Origin of the sequence: Pseudomonas sp. A-RE-19 (genome assembly GCF_019956555.1) — a bacterium.
In the GTDB taxonomy this organism is placed as follows: Bacteria; Pseudomonadota; Gammaproteobacteria; order Pseudomonadales; family Pseudomonadaceae; genus Aquipseudomonas.
This window is the reverse complement of the sequence record NZ_JAHBDQ010000072.1, coordinates 20,310-34,938: the sequence shown is the minus strand read 5'-3', so window position 1 is coordinate 34,938 and position 14,629 is coordinate 20,310. Positions and strand designations below refer to the sequence as shown.

Annotated in this window: 6 protein-coding genes; 4 read left to right on the top strand and 2 right to left on the bottom strand. The window is 59.0% G+C overall.

The genetic code is table 11. From position 1 onward, the window contains the following. Positions 1-133: 133 nt before the first annotated feature. Positions 134-1,069 carry an iron-sulfur-binding ferredoxin reductase gene (locus tag KGB14_RS27630; protein ID WP_223490692.1) on the bottom strand — a complete coding sequence of 312 codons (936 nt, stop codon included), beginning with the start codon at positions 1,067-1,069 and terminating at the stop codon, positions 134-136. Then, positions 1,062-2,168 (bottom strand): GGDEF domain-containing protein, encoded by a 1,107-nt coding sequence (locus tag KGB14_RS27625; RefSeq protein ID WP_223490690.1) that lies wholly within the window; start codon positions 2,166-2,168, stop codon positions 1,062-1,064. The genes KGB14_RS27630 and KGB14_RS27625 overlap by 8 nt, the downstream gene beginning before the upstream one ends. 485 nt (positions 2,169-2,653) lie before the next feature. Between KGB14_RS27625 and KGB14_RS27620 the strand changes: the two genes are divergently transcribed. The 4 genes from KGB14_RS27620 (at position 2,654) to KGB14_RS27605 (ending at position 14,566) form a co-directional block, all read left to right on the top strand. After that, complete coding sequence (locus KGB14_RS27620) at positions 2,654-4,177, top strand: fumarate hydratase (protein WP_052964313.1); 1,524 nt, start codon at positions 2,654-2,656, stop codon at positions 4,175-4,177. A gap of 210 nt (positions 4,178-4,387) precedes the next feature. After that, complete coding sequence (locus KGB14_RS27615; RefSeq protein WP_223490687.1) at positions 4,388-8,917, top strand: SpvB/TcaC N-terminal domain-containing protein; 4,530 nt, start codon at positions 4,388-4,390, stop codon at positions 8,915-8,917. Then, the gene (locus tag KGB14_RS27610; RefSeq protein ID WP_223490684.1) at positions 8,914-11,667 is read left to right on the top strand and encodes an RHS repeat domain-containing protein; all 2,754 of its coding nucleotides are present in this window, start codon (positions 8,914-8,916) and stop codon (positions 11,665-11,667) included. The genes KGB14_RS27615 and KGB14_RS27610 overlap by 4 nt, the downstream gene beginning before the upstream one ends. 298 nt (positions 11,668-11,965) lie before the next feature. Continuing rightward, on the top strand, positions 11,966-14,566 hold the full coding sequence (locus tag KGB14_RS27605) for an RHS repeat-associated core domain-containing protein (RefSeq protein ID WP_223490681.1): 2,601 nt from the start codon (positions 11,966-11,968) through the stop codon (positions 14,564-14,566). Positions 14,567-14,629 lie beyond the last annotated feature (63 nt).

Sequence of the window (14,629 nt, the reverse complement as noted above, 5' to 3'; positions counted from 1 at the left end):
CTGGAAATGTGTTGTCTGGTTTGACGCCTTCGCGGGCAAGCCTCGCTCCTACAGGTTTTGTATTGAAATTCGATTTTGTGGACAGTCGCAACCCTTGTAGGAGCGAGGCTTGCCCGCGAAGAGGCCAGTACCGTCAACCACGGGGTAGAAACACATCCGCCAGCAGTTGATTGCGCGGCAAGCCGGCCAGGTACAGGCGCCGGGCAAAGGCGTCGACGCTGTCGGGAGCTCCGCAGACCAAGGCCAGGGTTTGCCGCGAAACAAGCCGTAGCTGCGCCAACGCCGCGGGCAACTCGGCCGCGGTCCAGAGCTCGACCGTCAGGTTCTCACGGCTGGCAGCCATGGCTTGCAGGGGTTTGGCCAGATAATGCTCATCTGCGTCATGGGCCAGGTGAATGACACGGATGGCGCCCTGGTGATCCTGACGCAGCGCTTCGCGCAAAATACCGAACAACGGGCCCAGACCGGTGCCGGCCGCCAGCAACCAGAGCGGTCGGGTGTGCCAGTCCGGGTCGTAATGCAGTGCCCCGCCGCGCAACTCACCGAGGCGGATCGGATCGCCGATTTTCAAGCAACGCGCCGCATCGCTGAATTCCCCCAGCTGGCGACAATCGAGATGGAATTCCAGGAAACGGTCTTCTTCCGGCAGGCTGGCCAGTGAATACGGCCGCGCAACCTGACCCGCCCACAACACCAGATGCTGCCCCGCCTGATAGCGCAACGGTCGCTCGCAGGTCAGGCGCAAACGCAAGACGCAGGGGCTCAGCCAATCATTGGCGGCCACCTGAGCGGCGAGCCCATCACGCACCGGATCAAAGGTTTCGACTTGCAGATTCTCGACCACCTGGCACTGGCAGGCCAGGCGCCAACCCTGCTGACGCTGCTCATTGCTCAGGGCATCGGGACGGCTGTCGCTGGGCAAGCCCTCGACACATTTGACCAGGCACGCATGGCAACTGCCCGCGCGACAGCTATAGGGCACCGACACGCCATTTTGATTCAAGGCATCGAGCAGGTTGCTACCCGCAGCCACCGACCATTGGCGTTCGCCGACCCGTAATTCAGGCATCGACATTCTCCCAGGCCGCCGCACAACGGTTACGGCCATCACGTTTGGCCCGATACAGCGCCTGATCGGCGCGCTGCAAGGCCTCATCCAGATCGTCCTCAAGCGTCAATAACGTCATGCCCACCGACAGGCTGAGGCTGCGCACATTGAGGCCGATCAACTCGACATCCGTGAAGGCAATGCGCAAGCGTTCGCAGCAAGCCGTCAGGCGTTCGGGATCGCAATCGGGCAATAGCACCACAAATTCTTCACCGCCATAGCGAGCCAGAACATCGCCATCGCGCAGGCAGGCGGTGGCCACCCCGGCAAACGCTTGCAGCACCTGATCGCCGGCGGCATGGCCGTGAACATCGTTGATGCGTTTGAAGTGGTCAAGGTCGATCAGCGCCAGGCCATGCACCACATCGGTTTCCATCGCATTCAATTCGCGGGCGGCCAGACGCAGGAAATGTCGGCGGTTGAACAGCCCGGTGAGTTCGTCGGTGGCTACCAGGTCTTCGAGCTGGCGCATCATCCCGCGCAGGGTGTCCTGATGCGCCTGCAAGGCGAACCGGCGCTGACGCATGCGCTGGCGCGACGTGTGTACATAACCGGCATAGAGCACCAGCCAGACCAGTACCACAAACAGCACGCACACCTGCAACAGGGCCAGCGTCGGGTCGGGTAGCTGGAAGTGGTAACCCTCCCACAACGTGATTGCACTGAAACTGAAAAACACCAGCGAGGCGCACCGCACGAACGCCGTGCGCGAAAGATGAAACAATCCGAACAACAGAATCAGCAGGTAAAACACCAGAAACACACTGCGCGCCCCGTCCAGATGGGCAATCAGCCAGGTCTGCCAACCCAGCCCCAGCAGTATTTGCACTTCGGTCAGGCTCGGGTCGGAAAAACGCAGGTTGCAGCCGCTGGAGAACACCGTGAACAACACCGCCTGGCTGAACACCACCAACGCGCTGCCAATGGCCATGCCGGTAACGGTCTCTTGGTAATGACCGGTGAAAAACGCCAGCCACAGCAACAGCAAAGCCAGGGCGTAGGTGCCGGCTGCGAGGGCAAAGCGTTTAAGCAAAAGCCGCTGGATGGCGTTATGGGTCAATCGTTGATTCACCGTGGAAAAGGAGGCTGTCGGAGTGTCCTACTCTACAGACCGAATGCCACTTTAGTGGCGTGTCTGATAAATGACCATTCAATTTTAGGGGCATAAAAATGGCGTCAGAACGATGACCCACTTCCCCTGTAGGAGCTGCCGCAGGCTGCGATCTTTTGATCTGCCTTCGGCAACGTCAAAAAAGAGCAAAGTCAAAAGATCGCAGCCTGCGGCAGCTCCTACAGAGGTTGAGGTACACCCATTACCTCAAGGAGCCACGACAAGTATCGGGGCACGACAGCCAACACCGACCTATGCGACCAACGTTTGACTGTCAACGGATGTGCCCGCCATCGAGGCGCGGTATACTGCCGCGCCTTTTTAGCGTCGCGCCAGCATGCCCGGCGTGCCTTGAAAGGTGCTTGCAACCGACCGATGCACCCAAGCTGCAAGCACCTTATTGAATGTTCCCGTCTTTTAGAGGAGCGCGACTCATGACCGTGATCAAGCAAGACGACCTGATTCAGAGCGTTGCCGACGCCCTGCAATTCATTTCCTACTACCACCCCGTGGATTTCATACAGGCGATGCACGAGGCCTACCTGCGTGAAGAATCGCCGGCAGCTCGCGATTCCATGGCGCAGATCCTGATCAACTCGCGCATGTGCGCCACCGGCCACCGCCCGATCTGCCAGGACACCGGCATCGTTACCGTGTTCGTGCGTGTGGGCATGGACGTACGTTGGGATGGCGCCACCATGGGCCTGGACGACATGATCAACGAAGGCGTGCGCCGGGCTTACAACCTGCCGGAAAACGTCCTGCGTGCCTCGATCCTCGCCGACCCGGCGGGCGCTCGTAAAAACACCAAGGACAACACCCCGGCCGTTATCCACTACTCCATCGTTCCGGGTAACACCGTGGAAGTGGACGTGGCGGCCAAGGGCGGCGGTTCCGAGAACAAGTCGAAAATGGCCATGCTCAACCCGTCCGACTCGATCGTCGACTGGGTACTGAAGACCGTTCCGGAAATGGGCGCCGGCTGGTGCCCACCGGGCATGCTGGGCATCGGCATCGGCGGCACCGCCGAGAAAGCCGCCGTCATGGCCAAGGAAGTGTTGATGGAATCCATCGACATTCACGAGCTGAAGAAGCGCGGCCCGTCCAACCGTATCGAAGAGATGCGCCTGGAGCTGTTCGAGAAGGTCAACCAACTGGGCATCGGCGCCCAGGGCCTGGGTGGCCTGACCACCGTGCTCGACGTGAAGATCATGGATTACCCGACCCACGCCGCGTCCCTGCCGGTGTGCATGATCCCCAACTGCGCCGCCACCCGTCACGCGCACTTCGTGCTCGACGGTTCCGGCCCGGCCTCGCTGGAAGCGCCACCGCTGGACGCCTACCCGGAAATCGTCTGGGAAGCCGGCCCGTCGGCCCGTCGCGTCAACCTCGACACCCTGACCCCGGAAGAAGTGCAGAGCTGGAAGCCGGGCGAAACCGTCCTGCTCAACGGCAAAATGCTCACCGGTCGCGACGCCGCGCACAAGCGCATGGTCGAGATGCTGAACAAGGGTGAAACCCTGCCGGTGGATCTGAAAGGTCGTTTTATCTACTACGTCGGCCCGGTCGATCCGGTCGGTGACGAAGTGGTCGGCCCGGCAGGTCCAACCACCGCGACGCGGATGGACAAGTTCACCCGTCAGATCCTCGAGCAAACCGGCCTGTTGGGCATGATCGGCAAATCCGAGCGCGGCCCTACCGCGATCGAAGCGATCAAGGACCACAAAGCCGTTTACCTGATGGCGGTCGGCGGCGCGGCTTACCTGGTGGCGCAAGCCATCAAGAAATCCCGCGTGGTAGCTTTCGCCGAACTGGGCATGGAAGCGATCTACGAGTTCGACGTCAAAGACATGCCTGTGACCGTTGCGGTCGACAGCAAAGGCGAGTCGGTACACATCACCGGTCCTGCGATCTGGCAGAAAAAGATCAGTGAAAGCCTGGCGGTAGAAGTGCAGTAAGCGCCTCCCCCGCTACCGAAAAGGCCGGGCCGTCTATTCAGACGACCCGGCCTTTTTTTGCATATCGATTTCGATCTAAGCAGCCGCTTCGGTCAACCCATTCGTTCTAGAAAAAGCCGTTCTACCTGTCAGATCTGACAGGTTACGTTTCAGCTCTATCTTGATAGCGTTTATCCACCCACGCCCACCGCGTGTGCATTGGATGAAACCATGGCCGATCAAGACCTCAGCATCACGACGCCGTCCATCGCAAAAAGCTCATCGATCGCCACGATCGGCAAGAGCTGGAGCTCCGTGGGCCCGACCGGCGAGGCGTCGTTTCAGCTGCCCCTGCCCATTTCCAGCGGGCGTGGTGCTGACCCACAGCTGTCACTGACTTACAGCAGTCAGTCCGGCAACGGCCCGTTTGGTATTGGCTGGAATCTGGGCAACGGTGAAATCCGTCGCCGGACCAACAAAGGTGTGCCGCGCTATGGCGATGATGACGAAATCATTGGCCACGATGCGCAGATATGCATGCCCGAACGCAATGACGACGGCACGATCAAGTCCCGGCTCGAAAGTAAGTTCAACGGAAAGGACATCGGGCCGCACTCGGTGGTGCGCTATTCGCCAGAGGTCGAAAGCGTTTTTTCCATCAGGGAACGCTGGCAGCCTGTCACCCAGGCGCCGGACGAGCAAAAGCCTGTTTTCTGGCTGGTGTACGGCCCCGATGGCTCATTGCATATGTACGGCAAAACAGCGGATTCGCGCGTAGCGGATCCAGAGGATCCACTACGTGTGGGGACCTGGCTGCTTTGCGAGAGCATGACCGCCCACGGCGAGCATATTTGTTTCGAGTACAAGGCCGACGACCAAGACCCCGACCCCGACCCCGCCCATGACTACCGCGCCCAGCGTTACCTGCACCGGGTGTTGTACGGTAACTTCAAGGCCAGCCGGGATCTGTACACCTGGACAGTCGAAAGCCCGGCTGATCTGGATTGGCATTTTCATGTGCTGTTCGACTACGGTGAACGCACCGTTTCGCTGACCGAAAAACCTGTCTATGACGGCGACACTCTGCAGCCCTGGCTAACCCGTCCGGATGCCTTTTCGACCTTTGGCCATGGTTATGAAGTGGGTACACGCCGGCTCTGCCAGCAGGTGCTGATGTTTCATCACTTTCCCGCCAGGCTGGGCGCCGAACCGGTGCTGGTCCGACGGCTGCTGCTCAAGTACAACGAGCACTCGGCGCAATGGAGCTACAGCCAGATCACCTCCGCCCACTATCAGGCCTGGGATGCCAGCGGCACCGTGGAAAACACCCCGCCGGTGCAGTTCGAGCATTCACCTTTCAGCATCAATGAAACGCCTGTGCGGTTGTTCGAGGCGGACAACATGCCGGGCATCGAGGATGGCGGTTTCTACCAGTGCGTCGACCTTTATGGCGAAGGCCTGCCGGGCTTTCTCTGCCGCTATGACCAATGCTGGTACTACCGGGAACCATTGCGCGCCGCATCGGGGCCGGATGACATCGGCTACAGCCCGTGGCAAGCCCTGGACAAGATTCCGGTCGCGAACCGCAATAAACCCGCGCTTCAAATACTGACCGATCTGACCGGTGACGGCCGTCTCGACTGGATCACGGCCCAACCGGGCTTGAGTGGTTTCCGCACGTTGAATGCGGATCGCACGTGGGCCGAATTCAAGACCTTTGCCCAGTTCCCGATAGAGTTTTTCAGTACGTACTCACAGCTGGGCGACCTGGCTGGCGAGGGGCTGCTCTCGTTGGCAGTGATCGGGCCACGCTCCGTGCGCTTTTACCCCAACAATCTGGAGGACGGCTTCGAACAGGCTGAAGAAGTGCTCCATGAGCCAGGGGATGATGACCCGCTTCCCTTGTTCAGCAATGTCTCCAGTGAACTGGTATTTCTGGGCAACCTGCTGGGCAGCGACACGACCGAGCTATGCCGCATTCGCCACGACGAAATCAAATGCTGGCCTAATCTGGGACACGGCAAGTTCGGTAAAGGGCGGGTGCTCAGTGGGCCTGTATTCAAATACGAGGCGTTCGATGCCGCACGGGTGCGGATCGCCGACCTCGACGGGTCCGGCGCACCGGCATTGATCTACCTGAATTCCGATGGGTTCGATATTTACCTGAACCGTGGCGGCAAAGGCCTGGAGAAGGACCCGATCAGCGTTCCCTGGCCTGAAGACGTGCGATACGACCGACTGTGCGAGGTCTCGTTCGCCGACCTGCAAGGCCTGGGCTGTGCCAGCCTGATCCTGACGGTGCCGCACATGAAGACCCGTCACTGGCACTACGATTTTGTCTCGGCCAAGCCCTACCTGATCACGTCCAGCAACAACAACATGGGATGCAGCTCCCGCGTCGTCTATCGCAGCTCGGCACAGGAATGGCTGGATGAAAAGCAGGAACGGCTCCTTGCAAAACCGCTGGAAGTCCCGGTGTGCTTTTTGCCGCTCACTGTGCAAGTTGTCAGTCGGCAACTGCAACTGGACGAAATCACCGGTAACTGCCTGAACCAAGGGTTCAAATACCGCGAGGGTTATTACGACCCGCTTGCTCGTGAATACCGGGGCTTTGGCCATTTGGAACAGACCGACAGCGAAAGCGCCACGGGTGATGATGACATCGGCTTCACGGCACAAATGCGGGTTTGTAGCTGGTTCGTTATCGGTCAGTTCATGGACAGGCCACGTGATGGCTATTTCGACAAGGACACTGAGGCCTTTGCGCTAGGTGGGACATTGCTCAGCCATTATCACGCCAACGACGAGTACGATGTGCCGGTCACGCCGCCCGACGAAACCATCAAGTACGAAATCGCCCGCGGGATGTCCGGGACGATCATGCGCGTCGAAACCTACGCGGGCGAAGACGACCCGCTCACGGCAAAACCTTACTCGGTCGAAGAGTATCGCTACATGGCTCGCCAAGTGCGACCTAAAGGTGACCACTACCCCGATGCGATCATCCTGCCGCTACTGGTAGAGAAGATCAGCTACCAGTACGAACAATTTATCGACGACCCTTTGTGCCAGCATGAAATCAATCTGCGCTGGAGCAAATACGGTTTGCCCACGCACTCAATGACCATCAGCTATGCGCGCCGCCAAACCGAATCGGACACGCCGCCCTTTACCGACCCCGACGAACAACAGTGGTGGCGGGACGCCCATGACGAGGCTCAGCAGTCCTTTTACCTGAGCGAAACCCGCGCCCGGTTCATCGACCTGGATACCGATCCGCAGCAGTGGCGATTGGGCTTGCCATGGCAGCAGCGCGCCAATGCGTTGATCATGCCCAAAGGGTCGCTGCCCGACGGGCTTGATCCTGAGTGGATCTCGTTTGAGGAGCTGACCAAGCATCAGGATTCTGAGCAGTGGGATGCCCTGCGGGTGCTGACCCAACAGTCGGTACAGCGTTATCTCAAGACTGACGATCAGTCACTTCTGCCCGATGGCCAGGCCGAATTCGAAGCCCTGGCCGGCCCGCAGGAGGTGGCCCAACTGGACAAGACGGCGCTGGACGCTTACAGCATCCTGCCGCCGCCCTTTGACATCCGGGTCGAACTGGCCAGCATCGGTTACACGCCGATGCCATTGTTGTTCGAAACGCCGTCTCCAACAGGCGACTTGTGGTCCGCCCACTACGGTTTCGCCAAGTACGACGGCCTCGATGGTTTTTACACGGTGCGTGAATACCACGAGACCCCGAGCCACGGAGTGACCAAGGCCGAATACGATCCCTACTGTCTGGCGATCATCAGCGTCGAACTGCCGGATGGCTGCACGACCCGGGTCGAATATGACTACCACGCGCTGCAACCGGTGCGCATCATCGATGCCAACGACAATGTTCAGGAAGCGATTTACGAACCGTCCGGGCAGCCTCTGGCGATCAGTTTTTACGGCACCGAAAATGGCAGCGCCGTTGGCTTCAAACCGCTGAGCGATTTCGTGCGCCCGGAGGATCATCGTCCGGATCCGGCGATCGAAAACCCGGTGGATGCCATACAAAAAGCGGCCAGTACGTTGCGTAAGGACTTGTTCAGCTGGATGGGCCAGGTGCCGCCTTCCGTCAGCCCCGAACAACTCGCCGAATGGATCGCGAACGGTGATGTCCTGCCCAGCGGGCACATCTGCACCAGCGCCCGTCAGCGGTTGCAGCAAGGCACCGACCTGACCGCGTCGGAGCAAACGTTGAGCGAGCTCATCGCGACAGTTCATCGCGAGCCGGTGCACAGCCTCATCCTCAGCGCCGACCGTTATCCCGATGACCCTGTACCGGCACAGATCCAGATCGTCAAAGCCTGCGTGGACGGCTTTGGCCGGGCGCTGCAAACCCAGCAGCTGGTCGAGCCCGGCATGGCCTATGCGGTGGATGCCGACGGCAAGCTGATCATCGAGAATGGCCAGTTTCTCGAGGTGCTCGCCGACCCGCGCTGGCGCATCAGCGAACGGGTCGAATACAACAATAAAGGTCTGCCGGTTCGACAGTTCCGGCCGTTTTTCGCCGATACCCATGGCTACGTCGACGACCATTCCCTGCATGAACTGGGCTATTTCGATCAACTGTTCTATGACGTGTCAGGCCGGCCGATCAAACTGATCAATGCCAAAGGGTATTTCTCCCGCGAGACCTATCATCCCTGGTACCACATCAGCGAAGACTTTAACGACACGTATGAGCCGCCGCCGTCCACGGAACCGCAGGCGTCGCGCCCATGACTGCCAGTGTTTATCGACGCACGCCCTCGCTCACGGTGCGTGACAGTCGCGGCCTGCCGATTCGCCAGATCGCGTATCTGCGCACCATCGCCAGTGAAACGGCGGCTGCCCAGGTAACCCGCCAGCAATACGATGCGGCCGGACGCCTGGTAGCACAATGGGGTCCGCGCCTGTCCAGACCCAACCTCGCCACCGTTCATGGGTTGGGCCGTGCCCCCTTGAAAGTCGACAGCGTCGATGCCGGCTGGCGTTTGAGCCTGCCGGGGCTGGCCGGGCAGGCGCTGCAACGCTGGGACGCCCGGGGCAGTCATTGGCGCACGACCTACGATGATCAGTTGCGGGTGGTGACCGTCGAGGAAAACGCACAACCAGACGTCGAAACCTTCACTTACGCCAATACCGCAGCCGACGCCGGCCACAACCTGCGCGGCCGGTTGCTCGAACAACGGGACCCATCGGGCACATTGCGCTTCGACAGCTACGGCCTGCCAGGTCAGCCGCTGCGCGAAACCCGCACCTTTCACGATGCCAAGGCCTTTGCCAGCCGCCGCACCTACAGCCCCCTGGGTGCCGTTCTGGAACAGATCGATGCCGGTGACCACCGGCAACAGTTGTGCTACGACCTCGCCGGACAACTCAAACAGGTGCAGCTGAAGATTAACGGGCAACCCGGTTGGCAGTCGGTGTTGCAGGAGGCGCAGTACAACGCCGCAGGGCAAGTCATCGAGCAACAGGCGGGCAATGGCGTGATCAGCCGCTGGAGCTACGACCCGGCCGATGCGCGTCTGCAGCGGCAATGCGCGCAAAAAGATCAGCAGCCGGCGCTTCAGGACTTCGAATACGTTTACGACCGGGCAGGCCACATCACCCGCATCCTCGACCATGTCTTCACGCCCCGCCATTTCGCCAATCAGCGGGTCGACGGGCACCGCGAGTTCAGGTACGACTCGCTGTATCGACTGCACAGCGCCAGCGGTTATGACGATGGCCCTCCCTCAGACATCCCGGGCCTGCCGCAGCCGACAGACCCTCAGGATCGGCGCAACTACACCCAAACGTATGAATACGATCCCGGCGGCAACCTGATCAAACTCATCCATGTGCGCGAGGGTGCCAGCCATACCCGCCAGATGTTCATCGACCCTGCCAGCAACCGTGGCGTGCGCTGGACGTCGAGCGATCCCGACCCGCAATTCGACAAACTGTTCGACCGCCATGGCAACCTTCAAGCCTTGCAGCCGGGGCAAGACCTGCGCTGGAATGCTCGTGATCAGCTGGAGTCGGTGATCCTGGTTCATCGCGACGATGGTCCCGATGACGAAGAACATTACCGCTACAGCCAGGGCGCGCGGGTCTACAAACGCCATGAAACCCATACCGCCACCACCCGCCACTTTCACGAAGTGCGCTATTTGCCGGGCCTGGAGATCCGCACCCGGGACAACGGTGAGGTGCTGCATGTGATTATCCTGGGTGGCATCCGCTGCCTGCATTGGCTCGTCGGCAAACCGGCAGGCATCGAGGCCGATCAACTGCGTTACAGCCTGGATGACCACTTGGGCTCCTGCCTGATGGAACTGGATCAACAGGCATCGCTGATCAGCCACGAAGGTTATTACCCGTTCGGTGCCACCGCGTGGATGGCGGCGCACTCGGTGTTGGAGGTCCGTTACAAAACCGTGCGCTATTCGGGCAAGGAAATGGATGCCAGCGGCTTGTACTACTACGGCGCGCGTTACTACGCGCCGTGGTTGCAGCGTTGGATCAGCGCCGATCCGGCGGGGGATGTGGACGGGCTGAACCTGTACGGGTTTGTCGGTAATAATCCACTGAACTATTTCGATGAACAGGGCGAAAGCAAAACACCCAGCGAATTGAAGAGAGAAATCGTCAGTGGTTTCAAATTTCTATCCAGTGTTCACCACGCAATGAATACTCTGAACAAGCAGCTCGATGATCTTTCCCATCCGACCCTATTCCGATTGAACATTCTGAAAAACTTCGTCTATCAAGCCGGCAGTATTCCTGTCGGCTGGTACACGTCATTTCATGCGGCCGGAACAGCGGCCGGCTTGTTTCCCGACTTCAGCGATGCCAATCCGCATCTGTCGGGCGCCCTGTCCGGAATGTTGTTGGGCAATCGGGTCGCTGATGAAAGCACTGGCTTGTATGCAACCCTGATGGCTCCCCTGAAACTCAATACACCGGTCGTGCCGGATCCTTCCGCTTTCAGCACCGACACCCTTAAAGAAAGAACAGGGCTAGCAACATCAACCCCATCCAACCGTTTTTTTCGCGCGCCCACAGGCGATGAATTGATAGAAAACTCGATCACGCTGGTATCCAAAACGGTCGGTGCTTATATACCGGGAGTGGGAGAAGCCTTTGCAATGGCAAAAGTGGCAGAGGATGGAAGCAGGGCCGAAGAAGGTCTGTACGCCCAGGAAATCAATGAGATTGAGTCGACGCTGGATCAGTTGAGTGAAACGACGCTCAGCGTTGCCGCCATGATCAATGCGAATTTTGCAGCGCTGGAGATCAACGCGTTTTATGAGGAAAGACACTACGGCCTGGATTATCTGATTGACCTTGGACTCGGACGAGTCGGCGCCGAAAACTCAAGAATGGTTAAGCAGGGGAAACTTCAACACTTCAAGGAACGGGCGTTGGAAGACATTGGCAGTACCAAGCTTACGTTAAACAGATACCGCCATCACGTCACACAAAAAGCCACGCAAAAGGCGGCCTGAATTGATCAATGACTCTTGCCGGGCCAGTGCAATGAGCGGATCTGTGCATCTGCGCACACCTGACATCGTAGCCAATGACTGCCGGGGGTTACCGGTTCGTCAGGTAGCCTACTTGCGCAAAGTCGCTGGTGGGACGCTGGAAACACTCATCACCCGCCAGCGGCATGACCCCGCCGGACGGTGGATTGAACAGTGGGATCCACGGCTGTTCGGCACAGCGCCCAAAGCCAACCTGACCACCCTCTATAGCCTGTCCGGGCAACCACTGAAGGTCGACAGCGTCGACACCGGCTGGCGCTTGAGCCTGCCCGGATTGGCAGGCGAAGAACAGCAGGGCTGGGATCAACGCAACACCTACTGGCAGACTGATTACGACCAACAGTTACGCCCCGTGGCACTGCACGAGCAACCTTCGGGACAGCCACGGGTCACCGTCGAGCAGTTCACCTTTGCCGATGAGAGGGGCGATCCCGCGTATAACCTGCGCGGACAGATGATCAAACTGGAAGATCCGTCGGGAACGGTGGCGCTCGACAGTTTCACTGTGCAAGGCCTGCCCCTCAAAGAAACCCGTACCTTCCCCGACGCCAGTGCCCATACCAGTGCCTGGCACTACAGCGCTACGGAGCAATTGCTGACTCAGACCGATGCCGTCGGCCACCGCCAGCATTCGCGCTACGACGTCGCCGGGATACTCAAGGACATCGTGCTTGAGCTCAAGGATGCGTCCCAACCGCAACCTGTTCTGCAAGACCGACACTACAATGCTGCCGGCCAGATCGAGGCGCAAACCGCCGGCAACGGTGTTGTCGGCACCTGGACTTACGACCCGGCCGACGGCCGCCTGACCACCCTCAAGGCCGGCAAACCCGGCGAAGCGTTACGGCAAGACCTCGCGTACTTTTACGACAGGGTGGGCAATGTCCTGCGCATTGAGGATCACACCCTCAGTACGGTGTACTTCGCCAACCAACGGGTCGACGGGCACCGTGATTTCACCTATGACTCACTGTACCGATTGCACAGCGCCAGCGGGTTCGAGGCGCAAACACCCCACCTGCAACCCGGACTGCCGGAGCTGATCCAGCCCATTGATCCGGGCCGTCGCTACCGCTACACCGAACACTATGAATATGACTTGGGCAACAACCTGATCGAGCTGCGCCATATACGCGACGGCAATTCCTTCACGCACCGAATGTATATCGACCCTGCCAGTAACCGTGGGGTGCGTTGGGAGGAAGGCGATCCGGAGCCGATATTCGACGAGCTTTTCGACCCTCACGGCAACCAGCTGCAATTGCAATCGGGTACCCAACCCCTGACCTGGAACACTCACGATCAACTGGCCAAAGTGACCTTGTTGCAACACAGTAATGGCCTGCCCGACGACGAAGAAATCTATCACTACAGCCAGGGTGAGCGGGTCTGCAAATACCAGGTGAGTCACACCCGGTCCGTCACTCATCGTCGTGAAGTGCGCTACCTCCCCGGGCTGGAAATTCACACGCGCAGCGATGGTCATCTGCTGCATGTCATCGTACTGCCGGGGGCCCGCTGCCTGCATTGGGTCAGTGGCCAGCCCGCCGACATAGAAGCCAATCAACTGCGCTATAGCCTCGAAGATCATCTGGGGTCTTGCTCCCTGGAACTGGACCGTTCCGGAGCGCTCATCAGTCTTGAGTTCTATTACCCCTACGGCGGTACGGCCTGGAGAGCCGCACGCTCGGTGGTGGAGGCTGATTACAAGACTATTCGCTATTCAGGCAAAGAAATGGATGTCAGCGGGTTGTATTACTACGGCGCTCGTTATTACGCACCCTGGTTGCAACGCTGGGTCAGTGCCGATCCGGCGGGAGATGTGGACGGGCTGAATCTGTATGCGATGGTGGGTAACAATCCGATTGCTTACATCGACAGGGAGGGTGAAAGCAAATGGCCGTCGCTCTCCGCATTGGATGCGGGCATCGGCAGAATCGCGGCTTCAGAAGCGCAAAGTCATCAGCGACGCCGAGAAAGAAACGCTCCACGACGAGCGAAAGACGCGCTCTCGGCCAACATCAATCGGCACATCAAGATATTGGGCATGTCGAAACGCCGTGCACTGGACGCGCAACAGCAGATTCTGAATCACCGTTCGCCCTCAGAGTACGCCGCCTCCGCTGCTCGTCGAACCGCCATACATCTGACAGGTCAGGTTTTGAGTTATGGAGTAGGGATCGGAGTCGGAATTGGAGCCCAGGCTCTGGGAGCTGTCGCACCTGGTGTCGGCAATGTGGTGGGCGTGGCAATGGGTTTCAGTGCAAAAAAAGCGGTCAGCATGGCGGTGGACTATGTTGCGGAACAAACGGGAGCCAGTGCCTCTGTCAAATTGAAAGGCAGTAAATTGTCCCCGGAAAAAATAATCATGAAGGCCGAATACAAGACAATGGAGCTCCCGAACTATATTCAACAGAAATACCAGAACATGAATTTCAGTTCCAAAAAAAATATGCTCAAAGGTGCCAAAGAACTGACCACGACCGGTGTCGGTTTTATCTTGAAAGGAACAGTGCCGCAGGTGGCCAGCGAACTCAGCGCCACTGTCAACGCTGTCGCTGGAGCCGTGGAAATCATTCACGAAACCGCCGGGGCCGGCACTGAGCTTTCCCAGGAAAAAATAGACAAGGCCGACAATAATTTATCGAAGCTGATCAATGCCATAAACACCAACATGATTGAGCTCGAAGAAAGTTTCAACGCGACAGGCGTCACCGCGATGCACACGTTCAGCCTTTTTGGAGAAAGCGCTGGCGACTCTATCCAGAGCCTTTGGCAGGCTACGAAAGAGGTGACTAACGAATTGGCCTATACCCAAACCATGTTGCGCTCTCGATCGAGTAAATTTTCTTCGGTCTGAACATGTCATGCCGGGACGAAGGATGTGCGGGCCCATGGTATGGTGCCCGCCCATCCTTCAACC